This is a genomic window from Streptomyces sp. NRRL WC-3549 (assembly GCF_000721935.1).
Lineage (GTDB): Bacteria > Actinomycetota > Actinomycetes > Streptomycetales > Streptomycetaceae > Streptomyces.
In genome coordinates this window covers 39,914-40,127 of record NZ_KL585394.1, presented here as the reverse complement: position 1 = coordinate 40,127, position 214 = coordinate 39,914, and the positions used below count along the sequence as shown (strand labels likewise).

Here is a 214-nt window from a genome sequence, read left to right as displayed (position 1 = left end):
TACCACTGCTGCTGCGAGTACGGGTCCACCTGGCCGTCGATCTTGCTGTCGGCGATGTAGCCGCCGCTGGCCCAGCCGTACCCGTCGGGGGCCAGGTTGAGGCCGCCCTTGACGTGCATCCGGCGGAAGGGCGCGGCCTGCGAGACCGCCCAGCGGTTGGTGCCGCTGACCGGGTTGAGCGCCAGGTTCTCGGCCGACCGCCAGAAGTTCTGGG

The 214-nt window shown here is 70.6% G+C and carries 1 pseudogene; it reads right to left on the bottom strand.

What is annotated here, in order from left to right:
- A pseudogene (locus IH13_RS0110815) lies at nt 1-214 on the bottom strand (coagulation factor 5/8 type domain-containing protein); the annotation flags it as partial.